The following is a 22,911-nucleotide window of genomic DNA, read 5'->3' as shown; positions in this document are numbered from 1 at the left end:
CTAAGCCCTTCAGCGCCGATGGTACTGCCCTGGAGACGGGGTGGGAGAGTAGGACGCCGCCGGACAACCCTTCACCGAAGGCCCACCCCACACGGGGTGGGCCTTCGGCATTTCCGCATGCCCCCACCGACTCGCCGACGCCGTCGGACCTCGCCGTGGCGCCCGCGACGATCTCGTGGCGCCCGCAGGACGGGCCGGTGTCCAGGCACCCGTGGGAAGATGTTCAGCGCACTTTCGGTACAGGAAGGAACCCTGGTGAACGAGACGAGCGACGGCACGGAGTCCGGTCGTCCGGAGAGCGAGAGCTCTCGCGGCGACGGGTCGGGCCGGCAGGAGCGCCGGGGCAACGACGGTCGACCCCGCAGCACGCGAGGGGCGTCGTCGGACCGGTCCTCCCACGCCGACGGTCGGCGCCGGGCCGCCCCGGCACAGGGCGGACAACGTGGGGGCCGCGACGACGCGCGCTCGTCCCGTGGGTACCGGTCGGGTCCCGCGGACCGTTCCGAGAGGCGTTCCGAGAGCCGCCCGGACAGGCGTCCTGATCGCCCCGCGCGCGCAGGCGGGGACCGGCGCGGCCACGCCCCCCGCGCCGGCGCGGGCCGGGAGCGCGACCGGGCCGACTCGCGTCCCGCACCCCGGCACCCTGCGGGCCCGCCGGTCGACGAGGACGTGACGATCTCGCTGCTCGACCGCTCAGCGCGCGGACGCCTGCGGACCCTGAGCAAGGAGACGGCCGAGGTCGTCGGCAAGCACCTCGTCATGGCGGGCCGTCTGCTGGACACCGACCCGGAGACCGCGTACGAGCACGCGCAGGCTGCGGTGCGCCGCGCCGGCCGTGTCGACGTGGTGCGGGAGGCCGCGGGCCTGACCGCCTACCGCACGGGCCGGTACGCGGAGGCGCTGCGCGAGCTGCGGACCGTGCGCCGGCTCAACGGGTCGTCCGAGCACCTGCCCATCATGGCGGACTGCGAGCGAGGGCTCGGCCGTCCGGAACGTGCCCTGGCCCTCGCCGCCTCCGAGGAGGCGCGCACCCTCGACGACGTCGGGCGGACGGAGCTCGCGATCGTGGTCAGCGGCGCGCGGGTCGACCTCGGCGAGCTCGACGCCGCGCTCGCGGTGCTCGAGCAGGTTCCCGCTGCGGGCGCCCGCGGCGAGCTCGGCGCCCGCGTGGTCCAGGCGCGCGCCGCCGTGCTCGAGGTGTCGGGCCGGACCGAGGAGGCCGCGGCACTCCTCGCGACGCTCGACGCGTCCCTGCTCGGCGCCGCCCTCGGCGACCCGGGTGATGACGTGGTGGTGTACGACCTCGACGAGCTCGATGCGATGCCCGAGGACGTGGACACCGGTGAGCCGGGGACACCCGCACAGGCGGTTGCGCCCGTCCCGGTCGACGACGCGACGGACCGCGGCGGGCCGGACGGCGGCGCCGAGGCCGAGGAGGGGCGGGCATGAGCCGCGGTCTCATCGCCTGCGAGGAGCCGCTGGCGGAGCGGTACGACCTGGCGCTCGTCGACCTGGACGGCGTGGCCTACCGGGGGCACGAGGCGATCCCGCACGCGGCGCCCAGCCTCGCCGCGGCGCGCGCCTCGGGCCTGCGCCTGGTGTTCGTGACGAACAACGCCTCGCGCGAGCCCGGCTCGGTGGCGGACCAGCTCACGGGACTTGACATCCCGACGTCGGCCGACGAGGTGATGACGGCCGCGCAGGCGGCGGCGGCGCTGCTGCGGACACGTCTGGAGCCGGGCGCCCGGGTGCTCGTCGTGGGTGGTGCGGGCCTGGTGACCGCGGTCCGCGAGGCCGGGTTCGAGGTGGTCGGGTCCGCGGACGACGACCCCGCCGCCGTCGCGCAGGGCTTCGCTCCCGAGCTGGGCTGGTCCCAGCTGGCCGAGGCGGCGTACGCGGTCCAGCGCGGGGCGTGGCACGTGGCGAGCAACGTCGACCTCTCCCTGCCGACCGCCCGCGGTTTCGCCCCGGGGAACGGGTCCCTGGTGGCGGCGGTCCGTGCCGCGACGGGTGTCGAGCCCGACAGCGCGGGCAAGCCCGCTCCGACGATGTACCGCCTCGCCGTGGAGCGGGCCGGGGCCGCGGCACCGCTGGTCGTGGGCGACCGGCTGGACACCGACCTCGCGGGTGCGCGGGCCGGCGACTTCCCGGGGTTGCACGTGCTGACGGGCGTGAGCTCGGCGCGCGACGCGGTGCTCGCGGAGCCCGGGCTGCGCCCGCACTTCGTCGGGGCCGACCTGCGGGCGCTCCTCGAGGCGCACCCGGTGCCGTCGGAGTCGGGCGACGGCTGGTTCTCGTGCGGCGCGAGCGCGGCGCGCGTGGACGACGGGGTGCTGCGGCTCGACGTGGACGGCCCGACGACGATCGACACCGTGCGCGCGGCGGCGTCGGCGGCGTGGTCGGCGGTGGACGCGGGCGGCCCGCTCGACCCCGCCTCGGTCCCGGACCTGGTGGTTGCCGACCGGTGACGCGTCGCACGGTGCGGCAGGCGCGGTCCGTGGGTCGCGACGGGTAGCGTTGTCGGCGGCGACGACGGTCGCCACCGGACGACGCGCGACGGGAGGACGCATGGCCGAGGAGAGTCCGCGCCCCGTCGTGGGCGCGTCCGTCCCCGGGCCGGTGCCCCCTGTCCCGTCACCGGACGCGGTCGAGGCGGCCCTCGCCGCGCTCGACGACCTCGACGCGCTCCCGACCGGCGAGCACGTCGCACGCCTGGAGGCCGCGCACGACGCGCTCGTCGCCGAGCTGGCGCGGTCGGAGGACTGAGCGGTGCCGCAGGAGGGCTCGGCGCGCCTGGACGGCGAGCTGGTACGGCGCGGGCTGGCGCGTTCGCGCCGCCACGCGTCCGAGCTCGTGGCCGCGGGCCGCGTGACCCGTGACGGAGCGACGGCGACCAAGGCGTCGCTCACCGTCGATCCCCTGTCGGTGCTCGAGGTGGCCGCGGACCCGGCAGACCCGGGGTACGCGTCGCGCGCGGCGTTCAAGCTCGCGGGGGCCCTCGACGCCATCGCGGCGCTCGGGACGCAGGGAGCGGTCACGGCGACCCCGGGCCGGGGTCCGGACGTCCCGGACGTCCGGGTGTCGGCGGTGGAGGGGGCCCGCTGCCTCGACCTCGGTGCCTCGACGGGCGGCTTCACCGACGTCCTGCTGCGGCGTGGGGCGCGCTCGGTCGTGGCGGTCGACGTCGGCCACGGACAGCTGCTCCCCGCGCTCCGGGACGACCCGCGCGTCACGGTGCGCGAGGGGCTGAACGTCCGGGACCTCGTACCCGAGGACGTGGGCACGCCGCCCGGGCTGGTCGTGGGCGACCTGTCGTTCATCTCGCTGGCGCACGTGCTGCCCGTGGTCGCGGCCGTGGCCGCGCCGGGTGCCGACGCGCTCCTGCTCGTCAAGCCGCAGTTCGAGGTGGGGCGCGAACGACTGGGCAGCGGTGGCGTGGTGCGGGACCCGGCGCTGCACGTCGAGGTGGTGGTCGACGTCGCGCGGCGGGCCGCCTCGCTCGGGCTGCGGCCGGTCGCGCTGGTGCCGAGCCCGCTGCCGGGGCCGAGCGGCAACCGCGAGTACATGTGGTGGTTCCGTGCGGACGGCCCTCGTCCGGGCTCTGCGGCTCTCGAGCGTCCGGTACCGGGCCGTCTCGAGGACGCGGCGCGACGCGCCGTCGCGTGGACGCCCGGCCCGGAGGCAGGGACGCCCCCCGTCGTGGTCGTCGGCATGTCTGCCGACGTACCGTCCGCCCGTCACCCGGAAGGAGCACCGTGACGCGTCGTGTGCTGATCGTCACCCACGGCGGCCGCCAGGAGGCGGTCGTCGCGCTGCGTGAGGCGGTGAGGGAGCTCGAGGGAGCCGGCTTCGCCGTCACGCTGCACGACGACGACCTCGCCGAGACGTTCGGCGACCACATGGCTCGTACGCGTGCGCGCGAGGGGGTCGCGGAGTCGGAGGTCGTCGTCGTGCTCGGTGGCGACGGGACGATCCTGCGTGCCGCCGAGCTGACGCACGGGACGGACGTCCCCCTCCTCGGGGTGAACCTCGGGCACGTCGGGTTCCTCGCGGAGAGCGAGCGCGAGGACCTGCACGCGGCGGTGGCGCGCCTCGCGGCACGCGACTACACGGTCGAGGAGCGCACGGTGGTCGACGTGCGCGTGCACCTGCCGGGCGAGCCGGAACCGGTGGTCGGGTGGGCGCTCAACGAGGCGACGGTGGAGAAGGCGCAGCGCGAGCGCATGATCGAGGTGGCCATCGGCGTGGACGGGCGGCCGCTGTCGTCGTTCGGGTGCGACGGCGTGGTGACCGCCACGTCGACCGGGTCCACCGCGCACGCGTTCAGCGCCGGCGGTCCGGTGATGTGGCCCGAGGTGGACGCCGTGCTCGTGGTGCCCCTGGCCGCGCACGCGCTCTTCGCGCGACCTCTCGTCGTGGGCCCGGGGTCCACGGTGACGATCGACGTGCTCGCGCGCTCGGCGTCCCCCGGGGTGCTCACGTGCGACGGACGGCGCAGGATCGACCTGCCGAACGGGTCGCGCGTCGAGGTGCGTCGCGGCGCGAGCCCGTTGCGGCTGGCGCGCCTGAGCCGCGCCCCGTTCACGGACCGCCTGGTCTCGAAGTTCTCGCTGCCCGTGGTGGGGTGGCGCGAGCGTGCCGCGGGATCGGTCCACGACGTCGACGAGGAGGGGTGAGCGTGCTCGAGGAGATCGCGATCGAGAACCTCGGTGTCATCCGCTCGGCGCGGGTGCCGCTCGGGTCCGGCCTGACGGTCATCACGGGGGAGACCGGCGCCGGCAAGACGATGGTGCTCACGGGTCTGGGGCTGCTCATGGGCGGCAAGGCGGACCCGGCGACGGTGCGGCCGGGTGCCGCGACCGCCGTCGTGGAGGGACGGGTGCGGGTGGCCGACCGTCCTGCCGTGGCACGCCGGGTCGACGACGCGGGCGGAGCGGTGGACGACGACGGCACCGTGCTGGTGCTGCGCAGCGTCGCGGCGGAGGGACGGTCGCGGGCCCACCTGGGCGGGCGCAGCGTCCCGCAGGGCGTCCTCGCGGAGCTCGCGGACGAGCTGGTCACCGTCCACGGCCAGGCGGACCAGCTCCGTCTGCGCACGGCGAGCAAGCAGCGCGAGGCCCTCGACGCGTTCGCGGGGCCGCAGCACCGCGACCTGGTGGAGCGGTACCGGGCGACGTGGACGGAGCGGGGCGCGCTGCAGGCGGAGATCGACGACCTCACCGCGCGGGCGGGGGAGCGGGCCCGCGAGGCGGAGCTCCTGCGGCTCGGCCTCGCGGAGGTGGAGCGGATCGACCCGCGCCCCGGGGAGGACGCGGAGCTCGCGGCGCTCGTCGCGCGGCTGGGGAACGTCGAGGAGCTGCGGGTCGCGGCCCAGGTCGCGCACGACGCGGTCGCGGGCGACGACGACGCGGAGCCGCAGGCGAACGCCGTGACGGCGGTCGAGCGCGCCCGGCGTGCGCTGGAGACGGCGGCGGCGAGCGACCCGGCTCTCGCGCCGCTCGTGGAGCGGCTCGCGGAGGTGTCGTACGTCCTCGCGGACGTCGCGACGGAGGTCTCGGGCTACGTGGAGGACCTGGCGGCCGACCCGGCCGGGCTCGAGACCGCGCACGCCCGGCTCGCGGAGCTGGGCACCCTGACGCGGAGCTACGGCGAGACGGTGGACGACGTGCTGGCGTGGGCGAGCGACGCCGGGCTGCGCCTGCTCGACCTCGACGACGGCGGGGAGCGTCTGCGCGCGGCGACCGCACGGCGCGACGAGCTGGACGAGGAGCTGGTCCGGGTCGGGGAGGCGATGACCGCGTCGCGCGAGCGGGCGGGTGCCGAGCTCGCGGGCGCGGTGACCGAGGAGCTGCGAGGTCTCGCGATGGGCGGGTCCAGCCTGGTGGTCGACGTCGCACCGGCGGACGAGCCGGGACCGTGGGGTGCGGACACGGTGACCTTCTCCCTCGTGGCGCACCCGGGGGCTCCGCCGCGGCCGCTCGGCAAGAGGGCGTCCGGCGGCGAGCTGTCCCGGGTGATGCTGGCGATCGAGGTGGCACTCGCCACGTCGGCTGCCGGCGCCGACGGTCCGGCCCTGCCGACGTTCGTGTTCGACGAGGTCGACGCCGGCGTGGGCGGGCGGGCCGCCGTCGAGGTCGGGCGGCGTCTCGGTGCGCTCGCGCGCCGCACCCAGGTGGTGGTCGTCACCCACCTCGCCCAGGTCGCGGCGTTCGCCGACGTGCAGCTCGTGGTGACGAAGTCGACGCCGGGCGCGTCCGAGGACGACGCCCCGGTCGTCGTGACGGGTGTCCAGGAGGTGACGGGCGACGCGCGCGTGCGCGAGCTCGCCCGGATGCTGTCCGGCCAGGAGGACTCCGACGCCGCGCTGCGGCACGCGCACGAACTGCTCGAGTCGTCGGTCGTGGGACGATAGGCCCCGATGAGACTGACGCTGCGCAAGACGACCCCGCCGCAGACCGGGCCCGAGTCCTTGGGCCCGGTGAAGGTCGACGCCCGGACGAAGGCCCTGACCAAGCGGCTCGACCCGGGTGACGTCGCGGTCATCGACCACGTCGACATCGACCGGGTCGCCGCGGACGCGCTCGTGGCCGCGAAGCCGGCCGCGGTGCTCAACGCGGCCCGGTCGGTCTCGGGCCGCTACCCGAACCTCGGACCGGACGTCCTCGTCGAGGCGGGCATCGTGCTCGTCGACGACCTGGGCCCGGCGATCATGGCGCTCCCCGAGGGCCGGACGGTCCGTCTGGAGGGCGGCTCGGTGTTCCTCGGCGACGACCTCGTCGCGGAAGGGTCGGTGCAGACCGAGGAGACGGTGGCCCGCAGCCTCGAGGAGGCGCGCGCGAACCTGTCGGTCGAGATCGAGTCGTTCGCCGAGAACACGATGGACTACCTGCGTCGTGAGCGGGACCTGCTCCTCGACGGCGTCGGCGTGCCGGACATCACGACGACGATCGACGGGCGTCACGTCCTCATCGTCGTGCGCGGCTACCACTACCGCGAGGACCTCGCGACGCTGCGCCCGTACATCACGGAGTACCGTCCGGTGCTCATCGGGGTGGACGGGGGCGCCGACGCGATCCTCGACGCGGGGTGGAAGCCGGAGATGATCGTGGGCGACATGGACTCGGTCTCCGACCGGGCCCTGAGCTGCGGCGCGGAGATCGTCGTGCACGCCTACCGGGACGGCAAGGCTCCGGGACTGGAGCGGGTGCGCGCCCTCGGCGTGGACCCGGTGGTCTTCCCCGCGACGGGGACGAGCGAGGACATCGCGATGCTCCTCGCGGACGACAAGGGTGCCGAGGTCATCGTCGCGGTCGGGACGCACGCCACGCTCGTGGAGTTCCTCGACAAGGGGCGCGCGGGCATGGCGAGCACGTTCCTCACGCGCCTGCGCGTGGGCGGCAAGCTCGTCGACGCCAAGGGCGTCTCCCGTCTGTACCGGCAGCGGATCTCCAACGCGCAGCTCACCCTGCTGTCCCTCGCCGGCATCTTCGCGGTCGTCATGGCGCTGCTGTCGACGGCCGCGGGGCAGACGTTCTTCGGGATCGTCGGCGCGCGCTTCGACGATCTCGTGTCCTGGGTCGGCACACTGTTCTCCGGCGGCTGACCGTCGCCCCGGGCGCCGCCGCCCGGGGCCGTGGCGCCGACCGGTCGGCCCGGCGCCCGCACGGCACGGCCGCGTCGCGGACCCCACCAGACCACACCTCGCAGCTCACACCGAAGGACACCGCCGCACAGTGATCGACTTCAGGTACCACATCGTCTCGCTGATCTCCGTCTTCCTGGCGCTCGCCGTCGGGATCATCCTGGGCGCGGGTCCGCTCCAGGGCCCGATCGGGGACCAGCTGACGGGGCAGGTGGAGCAGCTGCGCACCGAGCGCAACGAGCTGCGCGACGAGCTCGACCGGGCGAACGTCACCCTCGACGAGGACGCCCGCTACATCGCGGCGGCCGGGCCGCAGCTCGTCGACGGGTCGCTCCAGGACCGGCGGGTCGCCCTGGTCGACCTCGACGGGTCCGACGGCGAGCGGGACGAACAGGTCGTCGAGCAGATCGAGAACGCGGGGGCGAGCGTCGTGGGCCACGTGCGCCTCACGGACTCCTGGACGAGCGAGGCGGACGAGAGCGCACGGTCGACGGTGGCCGACGGGCTGGGCGACAAGCTCGGCGACGTGGCCGAGGACGCGTCGGCGGACGAGAGGCTGGCACGGGCCCTGGCCCTGTCGCTCACCGGTGTCGCGGAGGACGACCCGGACGCGCGCAGCCCGCAGGCGGAGGAGCTCGAGGCCCTGCTCGAGCGGTTCGCCCTCGTGGACGTCGTCGAGGAGCAGGAGATGGCGGCGGACGCGATCGTCCTGCTCGCCGGGCCCGCACCGGAGCAGGAGAGCGCCCCGGCGTCCGAGGACGAGGAGGCGCCGGCTCCCGACACGTACGTCGTGGACATCGAGGTGACGGTCGCGGTGGCGGCGCAGGACGTGGCGCAGGCCGCCGTCGTGGTCGGCCCGACGGCGGTCGGCGGCGACCTCGTCTCGACGGTCCGCGGTGCGGAGGACCTTGCGGCCTCGCTGTCGACCGTGAGCGGGGTGGAGGACGTGCCGGGCCGCATCAACGTCCCGCTCGCGCTCGCGGCGCGGCTCGCGGACCAGGTGGGCCAGTTCGGGTTCGAGGAGAGCGCGACGGCGGTGCTGCCGCCCGCCGTCGACCTCCCGGCCGTGGAGCGGGGCCCCGAGGCGACGACGGACGGGGCGTCCGCCACGAGCGACACCGCGGGCACGGCCGACGGTACGGGCGAGACGTCCGACGCGGCTGCCGACGCGGGGGAGGGCTGACGTGGGGCGTGCGGGCAGGACGCTGCTGGCCGCCGGAGCGGCCGCGCTGGTCACCGTGGCCGTGCGTCGCCTGACGGACGCACGCCCTCCGGGTGGCGACGCCCGGTGGACGCGGACGAACCATCGTGGCGAGCCGATCAGCCTCCTCGAGGGACCGTCGGTCGCGGCGGGTCTGGTGGCCGGGGCGCTCGTCGCCGGTGCCGCTCCGCGGGCCCGCGCCGCCACGGCGCTGGCCGCGGCGGGCGGGGGAGCCTTCGGTCTGGTCGACGACCTCGCCGAGGACACCTCGACACGGACCAAGGGCCTGCGCGGGCACCTGGGCGCGCTCGCGCACGGACAGGTCACGACGGGCGGGCTCAAGGTCCTCGGCATCGGGGCGACGTCGCTCGTGGCCGCGGCGGTCGGGACGCGGCGCACGGGCTCCGCGTTCGGCCACCTCGTCGACGTCGGGGTGAACGGGGCGCTGATCGCCGGCACGGCGAACCTCGTCAACCTCCTCGACCTGCGGCCCGGCCGAGCGCTCAAGGCGTCGGCCCTGGTGTCGGCACCGTTCCTCGCGACCTCGGCGGCCGCCACGACCGGTGCCGTGCTCGGCGCGGGCGGGGCCGCGGCGCCGGGCGACCTCGGCGAGCGCGACATGCTGGGGGACTGCGGCGCGAACGCGCTCGGCGCGGTCCTCGGCAGCCAGGTCGCCCTCGCGGCGCCGCGCCCGGTGCGCCTGCTCGCCCTCGCCGGGGTGGTGGGCCTGACGCTCGCGAGCGAGAAGGTGAGCTTCTCCGCCGTCGTCGAGGGCAACGACGTGCTGCGTCGCGTCGACTCCTGGGGACGACGGCTGGGACGACGCCCCGCGTGAGCGGCCGTCCCGGGCGCCTGCGCGCGGCGACCCAGACGCTCGCCGGAGCGGCTGTGATGATCACGGTCGTCACGGTCGCGAGCCGCCTCGTGGGGTTCGCCCGCTCGCTCGTGCAGTCCGCGGCGGTCGGGACCGAGGGCGTCGGGTCCGCGTACACGGCCGCGAACCTCCTGCCGAACGTCCTCTTCGAGGTCGCGGCCGGCGGGGCGCTCGCCGGCTCGGTGGTGCCGCTCCTCGCGGGGCCCATCGCCCGACGTGCCGGACCCGAGGTGTCGCGCATCGCGTCGGCCCTGCTCGGCTGGACGCTCGTCGTGCTGGTCCCGCTCGGTGCCCTCCTCGCCCTGCTCGCGGGTCCGGTCGCGGCGCTCCTCATGCGTCAGCACCCGGACCTCGTGGACGTCACGGCGACCTTCGTCCGTGTCTTCGCCCTCCAGGTCCCCCTGTACGGGGTGGCCGTCGTGCTCGGCAGCGTCCTCCAGGCGCACAAGCGCTTCTTCTGGCAGGCGTTCTCGCCGCTGCTGTCCTCGGTCGCCGTGATCGGCGTGTTCCTCGTGTTCGCCGCCCTGGCGGACGGCGACCAGCAGGACGTCGCGGCGCTGTCGGGCGAGGCGATCGCCTGGCTGGGCTGGGGCACGACCGCGGGCGTCGCGGTGCTCGCCCTCCCGCTCGTGCTGCCGGTGCACCGCACGGGGGTGCGGCTGCGCCCGACGCTGCGGTTCCCGGGCGGCGAGGCGGTGCGTGCCCGCAACCTCGCGTTCGCGGGGATCGGGGCGCTCGTCGCGCAGCAGCTCTCGGTGCTCGCCATCATGGGCTCGGCGTACCGGTTCGGCCCCGAGGAGACGTTCCCCACGTACTGGTACGCGCAGCAGGTCTACCTGCTGCCGTACGCGGTCCTCGCGTTCCCGCTCGCGACGAGCGCGTTCCCCCGGCTCGCGGAGCACGTCGCGCACGCGCGCCTCGACGCGTTCCGCCGCCTGCTCGCGACGACGACGCGCACGCTGCTGGTCGTGACGGGCGTGGGCGTGGCGGCGCTCGTGGCGGCGTCGGGCGCGGTGGAGGCGGTGTTCGCCGAGATCGCGACCGGCTCGGTCGCCGGGCTCGGCGGCGCGGTGGCGGCGATGGCTGTCGGTCTCGTCGGCTTCTCGCTGGTGCTCCACCTGTCGCGCGCCCTGTACACGATCGACCGCCAGCGGGTCGCGGTGGTCGTCACGGCGTCCGGCTGGGTGGTCGTCGCGGCGACCGCGTTCCTCCTGCCGGCGCTCACGGGCACGCGCGACCAGACGGGTGTGCTCGTCCAGCTCGGGCTCGCGACGACGGTCGGGATGACGGTCGCGGGGGCGGGGCTGCTCCTCGCGACGCGGCGGCATGCGGGGCCGGACGCGACGCGCGGCGTGCCGCGGACGCTCGCCGTCGTCGCGGTAGGAGTCGCGTTGGGCGCGGTCGCAGGCTCGGCCGTGTCGGGGGCGCTCCTGCCCGACGACGCGTCGTGGCCCGTGGCCGTCGGCGTCGGGGTCCTCGCGGCGCTGGGTGCGGGCGTCGTCGTGGCGGGCGCGGCGCTCGTCGGGGACCGTGCGGCGCTCGGCGTGCTGAGGCGGGGGTCGGCGCCCGCGGACGCGACCGAGGTGTCGCGGCCGGACTGACGGTGTGAGGAGCCCGACGCCGCAGCCAGCGTGCCGTCCGCGCACCCGCTGTTAGGATGGAGTTCCGTGGCAGATCACCTGAACCGGCCCTCCTCCCGCCTCAACGCCTCGGGCGCTCGTAGCGAGCACCGCACCGCGCACGTCTTCGTCACCGGCGGCGTCGCCTCCTCGCTCGGGAAGGGCCTGACCGCCTCGAGCCTCGGTCGTCTGCTCCGATCGCGCGGCCTGCGGGTCACCATGCAGAAGCTCGACCCCTACCTCAACGTCGACCCCGGGACGATGAACCCGTTCCAGCACGGCGAGGTGTTCGTCACGGAGGACGGCGCCGAGACCGACCTCGACATCGGCCACTACGAGCGCTTCCTCGACGTGGACCTCGAGGCGTCGGCCAACGTCACGACCGGCCAGGTCTACTCCCAGGTCATCGCCCGTGAGCGGCGCGGGGAGTACCTCGGCGACACGGTCCAGGTGATCCCGCACATCACCGACGAGATCAAGTCGCGCATGCGCGCGCAGGCCGGCGAGGACGTCGACGTCATCATCACCGAGGTCGGCGGGACGGTCGGCGACATCGAGTCCCAGCCGTTCCTCGAGGCGGCGCGCCAGGTCCGTCACGAGCTCGGCCGCGACGACGTGTTCTTCCTCCACGTGTCCCTCGTGCCGTACATCGGCCCGTCGGGCGAGCTGAAGACGAAGCCCACGCAGCACTCCGTCGCCGCGCTGCGCTCCATCGGCATCCAGCCCGACGCGATCGTGCTCCGCGCGGACCGGGTGGTCCCCGAGCCGGTCAAGCGCAAGATCGCGCTCATGTGCGACGTCGACAACGAGGCCGTCGTCAACGCCGTGGACGCGCCGAGCATCTACGACATCCCGCGCGTGCTGCACTCGGAGGGCCTCGACGCCTACGTGGTGCGCCGCCTCGGCCTGCCGTTCCACGACGTCGACTGGGACGGCTGGAGCCAGCTGCTGGAGCGCGTGCACCAGCCCGCGCACCGGGTCGAGGTCGCGCTCGTCGGCAAGTACATCGACCTGCCCGACGCGTACCTCTCCGTGACGGAGGCGCTGCGCGCGGGCGGCTTCGCGAACGACGCCAAGGTGACGATCCGCTGGGTCGCGTCCGACGAGTGCCAGACCCCCGAGGGCGCCGACGACGCGCTGCACGGCGTGGACGCGGTCCTCGTCCCGGGCGGGTTCGGCGTGCGGGGCATCGAGGGCAAGCTGGGGGCGCTGCGCTGGGCGCGGGAGCAGCGGGTGCCGACGCTGGGGATCTGCCTGGGCCTGCAGTCCATGGTCATCGAGTACGCCCGCAACGTGCTGGGCATCGACGACGCGTCGTCGACCGAGTTCGACCCGGGGACGTCGCACCCCGTGATCGCGACGATGGAGGAGCAGCTGGCGATCGTCGGCGGCGATGGCGACCTCGGCGGCACGATGCGCCTCGGGTCCTACGAGGCCGCGCTCACCCCGGGGTCCGTCGTCGCGAAGGCGTACGGCGCCGAGCGCGTGTCCGAGCGTCACCGCCACCGCTACGAGGTGAACAACTCCTACCGCAAGCAGCTCGAGGAGGCGGGCCTCGTGATCAGCGGGACGTCGCCCGACTCGTCGCTCGTGGAGTTCGTCGAGCTCCCCGCGGACGTGCACCCGTACTACGTGAGCACGCAGGCGCACCCGGAGTTCAAGTCGCGTCCGACCCGCTCCCACCCGCTGTTCGCCGGGCTGGTGCGGGCCGCGCTCGAGAACCAGGCCGACTGAGTGGCCACGGAGGCCGGGGCGACGTCCTCTGCCGCGCCCGTCGTCGACGCGCTCGCGCCGCGGCCCGTCCTCGAGTCGCACGTCGTGCACGCGGGTCGCGTGTTCGACCTGCGGTCCGACGTCGTCGACCTCGGCGACGGCGGACGGGTCACGCGCGAGTACCTCGACCACCCGGGTGCGGTCGCGGTCGTCGCGCTGGACGAGCAGGAGCGCGTGCTGCTCCTGCGGCAATACCGGCACCCGGTGCGGCGCGAGCTGTGGGAGCCCCCGGCGGGCCTGCTCGACGTCGTCGGGGAGGACGCCCGCGCGGCGGCGGCCCGTGAGCTCGCCGAAGAGGCGGACCTGCGCGCGGACCGGTGGGACGTGCTCGTCGACTACTGCACGACGCCCGGCGGGTCGAACGAGGCCCTGCGGGTGTTCCTCGCCCGGGGGCTCTCCCCGGTCCCGGAGGAGGAGCGGCACACGCGCGAGGCCGAGGAGCTCGAGATCGAGCCCCGGTGGGTCCCGCTCGACGAGGCGGTCGCCGCGGTCCTGCGCGGCGACGTGCACAACCCGTCGGCGGTGGTGGGCCTGCTGGCGGCGGCGGCGTCCCGCGCGGGAGGCTGGGCCTCGCTGCGTCCGGCCGACGCCCCCTGGCCCGAGCGCAAGGGCGCCTGAGGCGGTCGAGGGACGGGCCCGGCGGCGCGCGTGCGCCGTCGGGCCCTTCCGTCAGTCCCGTGTGCGGGTGGTGAGCACGACGCGCGTGGTCCCCGCGACGAGGAGCGCCGAGCCGAGCATGTGCAGGCCGACGAGGAGCGCGGGCAGCCCGGTGAAGTACTGGACGTAGCCGATCGCGCCCTGGGCGAGCGTGATCGCGAGCAGGGTCCACGCCGCGCGGCGGACCGCGGCAGGGGCGGTGCGCGCGCGCACGAGGTACACGACGAGGACCGCGACGAACGCCCAGACCGACCACGCGTGCAGCTTGCTCATGAGGGCCGGGTCGACGGCGAGCCGGTAGCCGACCTCGGAGTCGCCGCTGTGCGGGCCGGCGCCCGTCGTGATCACGCCGAGGACCACGACCACGGCGGTGAGCGCGGCGAGGACCCACGCGGTCGTGCGCGTCGCGCCGTCGACGGTCGGCACCGGGGGTCCGTCGCCCTCGGCGGAGCGGTGCAGCAGGAGCAGCGACGCGGAGACGAGGGCCGCGGAGACCACGAAGTGCAGGGACACCCAGCCGGGGTGCAGGTGCAGGAGGACGACGACGCCGCCCAGGAGGGCCTGCGCGGCCACCCCGAGGAGGGGCACCGCCCCGAGCCACCGGTACGAGCGCACCCGCGAGCGGTCGGTCCACACGAGCAGGAACGTGAGCGCGGCGACGACGCCGAGGACGCCGGTGAGGGTGCGGTTCCCGAACTCGATGAACTCGTGGTACGTCGACGCGGCGTGGAACTCCGCGGTGAACTGGCCCGGGTGGCACTCCGGCCAGGTGGAGCAGCCGAGGCCCGACCCGGTGAGCCGCACCGCTCCGCCGGTGACGATGATCCCGATCTGCGCGACGAGGTTCGCGACGAGGACGGGGCGTGTCCAGCGGCGCCACCGGGCGAGCCGGTCGACGCGGGCTGTCGGCCCGTCGGTGGTCGTCGGGTCGAGCGCGGGGGGCGGGGTGCTCACGTCCCCACGGTATCGGGGCGGTCGTTCGCGGCTGGAATCCTGCGGGTGTGAGATGCGTCCGCGGGGCTCAGGTCCAGCGGAAGAGCTTGCCCGCGCCCCAGCCGAGCGCGGCGGTCCAGCCGAGCAGGACCACCACGGAGAACGGGGGGACGCTCCCGTCGAGGAGCGCGCCGCGCATCGCCTCGCCGAGCGCCCCGGACGGCAGCAGGAGCGCGACGTGGGCGAGCGGGCCGGGGAGCTGCTCCGCGGGGACGAGGACACCGCCCCCCACGGTGAGGAGGACGAGCACGAGGTTCGCCACGGCGAGCACCCCCTCGGCGCGCAGGGTCCCCGCGAGCAGCATCGCGAGCGACGTGAACGCCGCGGTGCCCAGCAGGACGGCGAGCAGGGCGGCGGGCACGCCCGCGAGGTCCGGCCGCCACCCGAGGCCCAGCGCGACCGCGGTGATGACGACGACCTGCACCACCTCGACGGCGAGCACGCCGAGCACCTTGCCCGCGAGGAGGCCGCCCCGCCCGAGCGGGGTCGTCGACATGAGGCGCAGCACGCCGTTGCGGCGGTCGAACGCGGTGGCGATCGCCTGCGAGGTGAACGCGGTGGACATCACGGCGAGGGCGAGGACGCCCGGCGTCACGAAGTCGACCCGCGACGCCCCGCCGGTGTCGAGCTCGACGAAGGACGTGAGCACGAGGCCGAGGAGCAACAGGACCGGCAGGACGACCGTGACGAGGAGCTGCTCGCCGTTGCGCAGGATCATGCGGGTCTCGAACCCCGTCTGCACGACGACGCGTCGCCACGCGGGCGCCGCGAGCTCCGCGGGCGGGGTGTGCTGCGAGGTCGAGGTCGTGCTCATCGCAGGTGCCGTCCCGTGAGGTCGAGGAACACGTCCTCGAGCGTGCGGCGGCCCACGGTGACGCGCGACGCGAGGACGTCGTGCGCGGCGAGCCACGTCGTCAGGGCGACGAGCGTGGCGGGGTCCGCGGGACCGGTGAGGGTGTAGGAGCCGGGCTGCGGCTCGGCGACCGTCCAGGCCGCGGCCGTGCGGGCGCCGTCGGGCCCGAGACCCAGCGCGGCGCTCAGCCCGTCCAGGTCGAGCGCCGGGGGTGCGTCGAAGCGCACGGTGCGGTCCGACCCGCCGTCCGCCCCGGTGGTGAGCAGGTCGTGCGTCGCCCCCGCGGCGATGACCCGGCCGTGGTCGACGACGTACACGCGGTCCGCGAGGTCCTCCGCCTCGTCCATGAGGTGCGTGGTGAGGACGATGCCGACCCCCTCGTCCCGCAGCTCGCGGACGAGCTCCCACACCGCGTGGCGGCTCTGGGGGTCCATGCCCGCGCTCGGCTCGTCGAGGAACACGACCTCGGGGCGGCCCACGACGGCCGCGGCGAGCGCGAGCCGCTGGCGCTGGCCGCCGGACAGGCGCCGGACCGTCGTGCGGGCGAAGCTCTCGAGGCCGAGGCGCTCGGTGAGCTCCCCGACGTCGCGCGGACGGGCGTACATCGAGGCGACGTGCCGCAGCATCTCCAGGGCCCGCACCCCGGTGGGCAGCCCGCCGTCCTGCAGCATGACGCCGACCCGGGGGCGCAGCTCGCGGCCGTCCGCCACGGGGTCGAGGCCGAGCACCTCGACGCGTCCGCCGTCCGGCGCGCGCAGGCCCTCGCAGCACTCGACGGTCGTCGTCTTGCCGGCGCCGTTGGGGCCGAGGACCGCGGTGACCGCGCCGCGCTCGGCGGTGAGGGACACGCCGTCGACGACGGCACGACCGTCGTAGCGCTTGACGAGGTCGTGCACGAGCACGGCAGGGGCGGGCACCCGGCCGATTCTAGGGGGCCGCGGGTCGCGCCCGGTCTCCGCGGGGGAGCGACGCCCGAGGGATGTCGCGTACGCCACATCCGCACGGTCCGGGCGGGGGTCTGAGGCTTCCCTTGCTTGCGCGGACGCAATTAGGGAACAACCATGTTCTCTATATCCGCGTGCGTGACCGCGCGCGCCCCGAGCCGCCACGGAGGTGAGCATGTCCGCCGGAGCACTGCGCCCCGCCGCCGTGCGTCCCGCCGTGCGCACGGCCCCGACGGGCCGGCAGGGGCACGTCGCGGAGAGCGACCCGCGCACGCGCGAGCGCGTGCTCGAGCTCGTCGCGACGGCGGGACCCGTCAGCGCGGCGGACCTCGCCGCGACGCTCGGCCTCACCCCGGCCGCGGTGCGCCGCCACCTCGCGCTGCTCGAGGACGACGACCTCGTCGCCGTGCACGACGCCGGGCACCCCACGGGGATGCGCGGGCGTCCCGCCCGCCGCTACGTCGCGACCTCCGCCGGGCAGAGCGAGCTGTCGGGCACGTACGCCGACCTCGCGACCGACGCGCTGCGCTTCCTGCGCGACGTCGCGGGCGCGGACGCCGTGGAGAAGTTCGCCCACGAGCGCCTCGACGGTCTCGCCGCCCGGTACGCCGACCGGCTGGACGCCCCCGACGTCGAGGGCCGCGCGGCCCAGCTCGCCGCCGCCCTCGCGGACGACGGGTACGCGGCGAGCGTGCGCCCCGTGCCGGGGGGCCACGCGCTCCAGCTGTGCCAGGGGCACTGCCCGGTGCAGCACGTCGCCGAGGAGTTCCCGCAGCTGTGCGAGGCGGAGGCCCAGGTCTTCGCCACGCTGCTCGGTTCCCACGTGCAGCGGCTCGCGACCCTCGCGACCGGGGGTCACGCCTGCACGACCAACGTCCCGCTGCCCGTGCGGCCCGCCGGCGCGGACGACGTCCGGGCGCGCGGCGCGCCCGGCGAGACCTGACGCGCCGGGCCGACCTGCACGCACCCGACCTGGGCACGTGACCGGCCCGCACCCGACCCCCGACCCGAATCAGCCCCCGACTGCCCCCTCCGCATCGACGGACAGTGGAAGGACAACCATGAGCGCTCCCACCCAGGACGCCGCCGGCGTGGCACAGCCCGTCGACGACAAGCGCAGCGACGAGGAGATCATCGCCTCGATCGGTGCCTACGAGTACGGCTGGCACGACAGCGACGAGGCCGGCGCGATCGCGCAGCGCGGCCTGAACGAGGACGTCGTGCGCAACATCTCGGCGCTGAAGAAGGAGCCCGAGTGGATGCTCAAGGCTCGCCTCAAGGCGCTGCGCCTGTTCGACAAGAAGCCCATGCCGAGCTGGGGTTCCGACCTCACGGGCATCGACTTCGACCGCATCAAGTACTTCGTGCGGTCCACCGAGAAGCAGGCCACGAGCTGGGAGGACCTGCCCGAGGACATCAAGGCGACGTACGACCGCCTCGGCATCCCGGAGGCGGAGAAGCAGCGCCTCGTCGCGGGCGTCGCCGCGCAGTACGAGTCCGAGGTGGTCTACCACCAGATCCGTGAGGACCTCGAGGCGCAGGGCGTCATCTTCGTCGACACGGACACGGGCCTGCGCGACTACCCGGAGCTGTTCCAGGAGTACTTCGGCACCGTCATCCCGTCGGGCGACAACAAGTTCGCGGCGCTCAACTCGGCCGTGTGGTCGGGCGGGTCGTTCGTCTACGTGCCGCCGGGCGTGCACGTCGAGATCCCGCTGCAGGCCTACTTCCGCATCAACACGGAGAACATGGGCCAGTTCGAGCGGACGCTGATCATCGCCGACGAGGGCTCGTACGTGCACTACGTCGAGGGCTGCACGGCGCCGATCTACTCGTCCGACTCGCTGCACTCCGCGGTCGTCGAGATCATCGTCAAGAAGAACGCCCGCGTGCGCTACACGACGATCCAGAACTGGTCGAACAACGTCTACAACCTCGTCACGAAGCGGGCGACCGCCGCCGAGGGCGCGACGATGGAGTGGGTCGACGGCAACATCGGCTCCAAGGTCACCATGAAGTACCCGGCGATCTACCTGCTCGGCGAGCACGCGCGCGGCGAGACGCTCTCGATCGCGTTCGCGGGCGAGGGCCAGCACCAGGACGCGGGCGCCAAGATGGTGCACGCCGCGCCCCGCACGTCGTCGTCGATCGTCTCGAAGTCGGTCGCGCGCGGCGGTGGCCGCACGTCGTACCGCGGCCTCGTCCAGGTGCTCGAGGGCGCCTCGCACTCGGCCTCGACGGTGCTGTGCGACGCGCTGCTCGTCGACCAGATCTCCCGGTCCGACACCTACCCGTACGTCGACGTCCGCGAGGACGACGTGTCCATGGGGCACGAGGCGACGGTCTCGCGGGTGAGCGAGGACCAGCTGTTCTACCTCATGTCCCGGGGCATGGAGGAGACCGAGGCGATGGCCATGATCGTGCGCGGGTTCGTCGAGCCCATCGCGCGCGAGCTGCCCATGGAGTACGCGCTCGAGCTCAACCGCCTCATCGAGCTGCAGATGGAAGGGTCCGTCGGCTGATATGACCACCACCACCATTCCCGAAGAGGCCGGCCTGACCACCGACCACTCGCGCGCGCAGGCCGACGGGGCGCACTCCCACGGCGTCGTCCCCCAGGGGTCGCGCGCCGAGCGCCTCACGTCGTTCGACCTCGCCGACATCCCGGTGCCCTCCGGGCGCGAGGAGGAGTGGCGCTTCTCGCCCGTCGCGCGCCTCGCGCCGCTGTTCGAGTCCTCGCTCGTCGGCCAGGCCGGCGGCGGCGACGTGCGCGTCACGGTCGTCGAGGCGCCCGAGGTGCAGGTCTCGCTCGTCGGCCGCGACGACGAGCGCCTCGGCACCGCGGGCAAGCCGGGCGACCGCACCGCGGTCACCGCGTGGAACGCGTTCGAGCAGTCGACCGTCGTCACGGTGCCGAAGGAGGCCGTCGCGTCCGACGTCACCTCCGTGCGCGTCGAGGGCCACGGCACGACGCCGACCGCGAGCCACCTCCTCGTGCGCGCCGAGCAGCACTCCGAGGCCGTCGTTGTGCTCGACCACGTCGGCACGGCGACGCTCAACGAGACCGTCGAGATCGTCGTCGAGGACGGCGCGCACCTCACCGTCGTCTCGGTCCAGGACTGGGCCGACGGCGCCGTGCACGCCTCGTCGCACCGGGCCCGCATCGGCCGGGACGCGCGCCTCAAGCACGTCGTGGTGACGCTGGGCGGCGACGTCGTGCGCGTCACCCCCGACGCGGAGTTCACCGCGGAGGGCGGCGAGGTCGAGATGGTCGGGCTGTACTTCGCCGACGCGGACCAGCACCAGGAGCACCGCCTGTTCGTCGACCACGCGGTCCCGCGCTGCAAGAGCCGCGTGACCTACAAGGGCGCGCTGCAGGGCGAGGGCGCGCACGCCGTGTGGGTGGGCGACGTGCTCATCCAGGCCGCGGCCGAGGGCACCGACACGTACGAGCTCAACCGCAACCTCGTCCTCACGGACGGGGCGCGCGCGGACTCCGTGCCGAACCTCGAGATCGAGACCGGCGAGATCGAGGGCGCGGGTCACGCGTCCGCGACGGGCCGGTTCGACGACGAGCAGCTCTTCTACCTCCAGGCGCGAGGGATCCCGGAGGTCGAGGCGCGTCGTCTCGTCGTGCGCGGCTTCTTCGCCGAGCTCATCTCCGAGATCGGTGTCGCCTCCGTCGAGGAGCGCCTGCTCGAGGCGATCGAGCGCGAGCTGAGCAAGTCCATGTCCGTCATCGACGGCACCGCGGTGCCCGAGGCCGACGGCGCGGCATGACGGCACAAGTCGCCTGCACCACCGCGGACCTCGGCCCCGAGGAGACGCTGCGCGTCGAGCTCGTGTCGGCCGACGGCGCCACGGTGGAGGTCGCCGTCGTGCGCGACGGCGACGGGGCGTGGCACGCCATCTCGGACATCTGCTCGCACGGGGCCGTGTCCCTGTCGGACGGCGAGGTCGAGGGCTGCTTCGTCGAGTGCTGGCTCCACGGCTCGCAGTTCGACGTGCGGACCGGCATGCCGACCGCGCTCCCGGCGATGCGACCCGTCCCCGTCTACCCGGTGACCGTCGACGGCGAGAAGGTGCTCGTCGACGTCGACCGGACCGTCGGGCCGTCCTGACCGCACGGCCCCCACACGGCTCGGCCGGCGCGGCCGGCCACAGAACCTCACGACCACACTTCTGGGAGAACCACGAATGTCCACTCTCGAGATCCGCGACCTGCACGTCAGCGTCGAGACCAAGGAAGGGCCGAAGCCGATCCTGCGCGGCGTCGACCTGACCATCAACAGCGGCGAGGTCCACGCCATCATGGGCCCGAACGGCTCGGGCAAGTCCACGCTCGCGTACTCCATCGCCGGGCACCCCAAGTACGAGGTGACGTCGGGCTCCGTGACGCTCGACGGCGAGGACGTCCTCGAGATGAGCGTCGACGAGCGCGCCCGCGCCGGCATGTTCCTCGCGATGCAGTACCCGGTCGAGGTTCCCGGCGTGTCGGTGTCGAACTTCCTGCGCACCGCGAAGACCGCGATCGACGGCGAGGCCCCCGCGCTGCGCCACTGGGTCAAGGACGTCAAGGGCGCCATGGAGCGTCTGCGCATGGACGAGTCGTTCGCGGAGCGCTCGGTCAACGAGGGCTTCTCCGGCGGTGAGAAGAAGCGCCACGAGATCCTCCAGATGGAGCTCCTCAAGCCCAAGTTCGCCGTGCTCGACGAGACGGACTCCGGCCTCGACGTCGACGCGCTGCGCGTCGTCTCCGAGGGCGTCAACCGCGTCCACGGCACCACGGACGCGGGCATCCTCCTCATCACGCACTACACGCGCATCCTGCGCTACATCACGCCGGACTTCGTCCACGTCTTCGTGGACGGCAAGGTCGCCGAGGAAGGTGGCCCGGAGCTGGCCGACCGCCTCGAGGCCGAGGGCTACGACCGCTACCTGACGGGGGCCGTCGAGTCCGCGTCGGCCGCGTCGGCCTGACGCTCCGGCAACCCACCCACCGAAGGAGACGAGCGTGACGACCACCACGCGCGGCGCAGGTCACCAGGCCGGGCAGCACGCGCCCGTGCCGGCGCGCCTGAGCGACGGCGAGCTCGCCGCCGTCCGGGCGGACTTCCCGCTGCTCGAGCGCACCGTGCGCGGTGGTCGTCCGCTCGTCTACCTCGACTCCGCGGCGACGTCGCAGAAGCCGCAGGTCGTCCTCGACACGGAGGTCGACTTCTACTCCGAGCGCAACGCGGCCGTGCACCGCGGCGCGCACCAGCTCGCCGAGGAGGCGACGGAGGCGTTCGAGGACGCCCGGGCCGACGTCGCGGCGTTCGTCGGGGCGCGGCCGGGCGAGATCGTCTGGACGTCCGGTGCGACGGCCGCGATCAACCTCGTGGCGTACGGGATCTCCAACGCGACCCTCGGCCGCGGGGGAGAGGCCGCACGGCGGTTCGCGCTCGCCCCGGGCGACGAGATCGTCGTCACCGAGGCGGAGCACCACGCGAACATCGTGCCGTGGCAGGAGCTCGCAGCCCGGACGGGCGCCGTCCTGCGCTGGTTCGAGGTCGACGACGACGGGCGCGTCCGCGTCGAGGACGCGGCGTCGGTCATCACCGAGCGCACGCGCGTCGTCGCGTTCACGCACGTGTCGAACGTGACGGGCGCGGTGACGCCCGTGGCGCCGATCGTCGAGCGGGCGCGCGAGGTCGGCGCCCTCACCGTGCTCGACGCGTGCCAGTCCGTGCCGCACCTGCCGCTCGACCTGCCGGCGCTCGGCGTCGACTTCGCGGCGTTCTCGGCGCACAAGATGCTCGGGCCCACGGGCGTGGGCGCGCTGTACGGGCGGCGCGAGCTGCTCGAGGCGCTGCCGCCCGTCACGACCGGCGGGTCGATGATCGAGGTCGTCACCATGACCGAGTCGTCGTACATGGCGCCCCCGCAGCGCTTCGAGGCGGGCACGCAGGCCGTCGCCCAGGTCGTCGGGTTCGGTGCCGCCGCGAAGTACCTGCACGAGCTCGGCATGGACGGCGTCGCCGCGCACGAGCACGAGCTCGCCGCCGAGCTGCTGCGCATCGGGGAGATCCCCGGCGTGCGGATCGTCGGCCCGCGCGACGCCGCCGACCGGCTCGCCGTGGTGTCGTTCGTCGTGGACGGCGTGCACGCGCACGACGTCGGGCAGGTGCTCGACGACGCGGGCATCGCCGTGCGCGTGGGGCACCACTGCGCCCAGCCCCTGCACCGACGCTTCGGCGTCGCGGCGACGGCACGCGCGTCCGCCTCGGTGTACACGACGCGCGAGGACGTCGACGCGTTCCGGGAAGCGCTGGCGGGGGTCCGGGCGTTCTTCTCGGTGGACTGAGGAAGGAAC

At 74.6% G+C, this 22,911-nt stretch carries 21 protein-coding genes; 18 read left to right on the top strand and 3 right to left on the bottom strand.

The window, feature by feature from the left end:
• Positions 1-669: 669 nt before the first annotated feature.
• From LGQ04_RS16580 to LGQ04_RS16525, 12 genes are all read left to right on the top strand, one after another.
• Positions 670-1,449 carry a hypothetical protein gene (locus tag LGQ04_RS16580; protein WP_229245073.1) on the top strand — a complete coding sequence of 260 codons (780 nt, stop codon included), beginning with the start codon at positions 670-672 and terminating at the stop codon, positions 1,447-1,449.
• Positions 1,446-2,468 (top strand): HAD-IIA family hydrolase, encoded by a 1,023-nt coding sequence (locus tag LGQ04_RS16575; protein ID WP_229245072.1) that lies wholly within the window; start codon positions 1,446-1,448, stop codon positions 2,466-2,468. Before LGQ04_RS16580 ends, LGQ04_RS16575 begins: the two co-directional genes overlap by 4 nt.
• A 100-nt stretch (positions 2,469-2,568) precedes the next feature.
• Positions 2,569-2,766 carry a hypothetical protein gene (locus LGQ04_RS16570; RefSeq protein ID WP_229245071.1) on the top strand — a complete coding sequence of 66 codons (198 nt, stop codon included), beginning with the start codon at positions 2,569-2,571 and terminating at the stop codon, positions 2,764-2,766.
• 3 nt (positions 2,767-2,769) lie between these two features.
• On the top strand, positions 2,770-3,759 hold the full coding sequence (locus tag LGQ04_RS16565) for a TlyA family RNA methyltransferase (protein ID WP_229245070.1): 990 nt from the start codon (positions 2,770-2,772) through the stop codon (positions 3,757-3,759).
• Entirely contained in the window at positions 3,756-4,676 is a 921-nt protein-coding gene (locus LGQ04_RS16560; RefSeq protein ID WP_229245069.1) for an NAD kinase, read from the top strand. The genes LGQ04_RS16565 and LGQ04_RS16560 overlap by 4 nt, the downstream gene beginning before the upstream one ends.
• A 2-nt stretch (positions 4,677-4,678) precedes the next feature.
• Positions 4,679-6,412: a DNA repair protein RecN gene (gene recN / locus LGQ04_RS16555; protein WP_229245082.1), complete on the top strand. Its 1,734-nt coding sequence runs from the start codon at positions 4,679-4,681 to the stop codon at positions 6,410-6,412.
• Between the two features lie 6 nt (positions 6,413-6,418).
• Positions 6,419-7,603, top strand: coding sequence for a putative cytokinetic ring protein SteA (gene steA, locus LGQ04_RS16550; RefSeq protein ID WP_229245068.1), 1,185 nt, complete (start codon positions 6,419-6,421; stop codon positions 7,601-7,603).
• Between the two features lie 130 nt (positions 7,604-7,733).
• A complete protein-coding gene (locus LGQ04_RS16545) occupies positions 7,734-8,825 on the top strand; it encodes a copper transporter (protein ID WP_229245067.1) in 1,092 nt (363 codons plus the stop codon).
• 1 nt (position 8,826) lies between these two features.
• A complete protein-coding gene (locus LGQ04_RS16540; protein ID WP_229245066.1) occupies positions 8,827-9,678 on the top strand; it encodes a hypothetical protein in 852 nt (283 codons plus the stop codon).
• Entirely contained in the window at positions 9,675-11,318 is a 1,644-nt protein-coding gene (murJ, locus tag LGQ04_RS16535; RefSeq protein ID WP_229245065.1) for a murein biosynthesis integral membrane protein MurJ, read from the top strand. Before LGQ04_RS16540 ends, murJ begins: the two co-directional genes overlap by 4 nt.
• A gap of 66 nt (positions 11,319-11,384) precedes the next feature.
• The gene (gene pyrG, locus LGQ04_RS16530) at positions 11,385-13,070 is read left to right on the top strand and encodes a CTP synthase (RefSeq protein WP_372470120.1); all 1,686 of its coding nucleotides are present in this window, start codon (positions 11,385-11,387) and stop codon (positions 13,068-13,070) included.
• On the top strand, positions 13,071-13,727 hold the full coding sequence (locus LGQ04_RS16525; RefSeq protein WP_229245064.1) for an NUDIX domain-containing protein: 657 nt from the start codon (positions 13,071-13,073) through the stop codon (positions 13,725-13,727).
• A gap of 51 nt (positions 13,728-13,778) precedes the next feature.
• On the opposite strand, the gene LGQ04_RS16520 is transcribed toward LGQ04_RS16525, so the two are convergent.
• The 3 genes from LGQ04_RS16520 to LGQ04_RS16510 form a co-directional block, all read right to left on the bottom strand.
• The gene (locus LGQ04_RS16520; protein ID WP_229245063.1) at positions 13,779-14,720 is read right to left on the bottom strand and encodes a COX15/CtaA family protein; all 942 of its coding nucleotides are present in this window, start codon (positions 14,718-14,720) and stop codon (positions 13,779-13,781) included.
• 67 nt (positions 14,721-14,787) lie between these two features.
• On the bottom strand, positions 14,788-15,573 hold the full coding sequence (locus LGQ04_RS16515; protein WP_229245062.1) for an ABC transporter permease: 786 nt from the start codon (positions 15,571-15,573) through the stop codon (positions 14,788-14,790).
• Positions 15,570-16,529 carry an ABC transporter ATP-binding protein gene (locus LGQ04_RS16510; protein WP_229245061.1) on the bottom strand — a complete coding sequence of 320 codons (960 nt, stop codon included), beginning with the start codon at positions 16,527-16,529 and terminating at the stop codon, positions 15,570-15,572. Before LGQ04_RS16510 ends, LGQ04_RS16515 begins: the two co-directional genes overlap by 4 nt.
• A 202-nt stretch (positions 16,530-16,731) precedes the next feature.
• Between LGQ04_RS16510 and LGQ04_RS16505 the strand changes: the two genes are divergently transcribed.
• The 6 genes from LGQ04_RS16505 (at position 16,732) to LGQ04_RS16480 (ending at position 22,902) form a co-directional block, all read left to right on the top strand.
• A complete protein-coding gene (locus LGQ04_RS16505; RefSeq protein ID WP_229245060.1) occupies positions 16,732-17,499 on the top strand; it encodes a helix-turn-helix transcriptional regulator in 768 nt (255 codons plus the stop codon).
• A 118-nt stretch (positions 17,500-17,617) separates the two neighbouring features.
• Positions 17,618-19,078 carry a Fe-S cluster assembly protein SufB gene (gene sufB / locus LGQ04_RS16500; protein ID WP_229245059.1) on the top strand — a complete coding sequence of 487 codons (1,461 nt, stop codon included), beginning with the start codon at positions 17,618-17,620 and terminating at the stop codon, positions 19,076-19,078.
• A gap of 1 nt (position 19,079) precedes the next feature.
• Positions 19,080-20,336 (top strand): Fe-S cluster assembly protein SufD, encoded by a 1,257-nt coding sequence (gene sufD / locus LGQ04_RS16495; protein WP_229245058.1) that lies wholly within the window; start codon positions 19,080-19,082, stop codon positions 20,334-20,336.
• Entirely contained in the window at positions 20,333-20,677 is a 345-nt protein-coding gene (locus LGQ04_RS16490) for a non-heme iron oxygenase ferredoxin subunit (RefSeq protein ID WP_229245057.1), read from the top strand. The genes sufD and LGQ04_RS16490 overlap by 4 nt, the downstream gene beginning before the upstream one ends.
• 76 nt (positions 20,678-20,753) lie before the next feature.
• Complete coding sequence (gene sufC, locus LGQ04_RS16485) at positions 20,754-21,536, top strand: Fe-S cluster assembly ATPase SufC (RefSeq protein WP_229245056.1); 783 nt, start codon at positions 20,754-20,756, stop codon at positions 21,534-21,536.
• 85 nt (positions 21,537-21,621) lie between these two features.
• Positions 21,622-22,902: a cysteine desulfurase gene (locus tag LGQ04_RS16480; protein ID WP_229245080.1), complete on the top strand. Its 1,281-nt coding sequence runs from the start codon at positions 21,622-21,624 to the stop codon at positions 22,900-22,902.
• The last annotated feature ends 9 nt before the right edge of the window (positions 22,903-22,911 follow it).

This window comes from Cellulosimicrobium marinum (genome assembly GCF_020551945.1).
GTDB lineage: Bacteria > Actinomycetota > Actinomycetes > Actinomycetales > Cellulomonadaceae > Cellulosimicrobium > Cellulosimicrobium marinum.
Note: the sequence above shows the minus strand (reverse complement) of the source record. Positions and strands in the feature narration are given on the sequence as shown.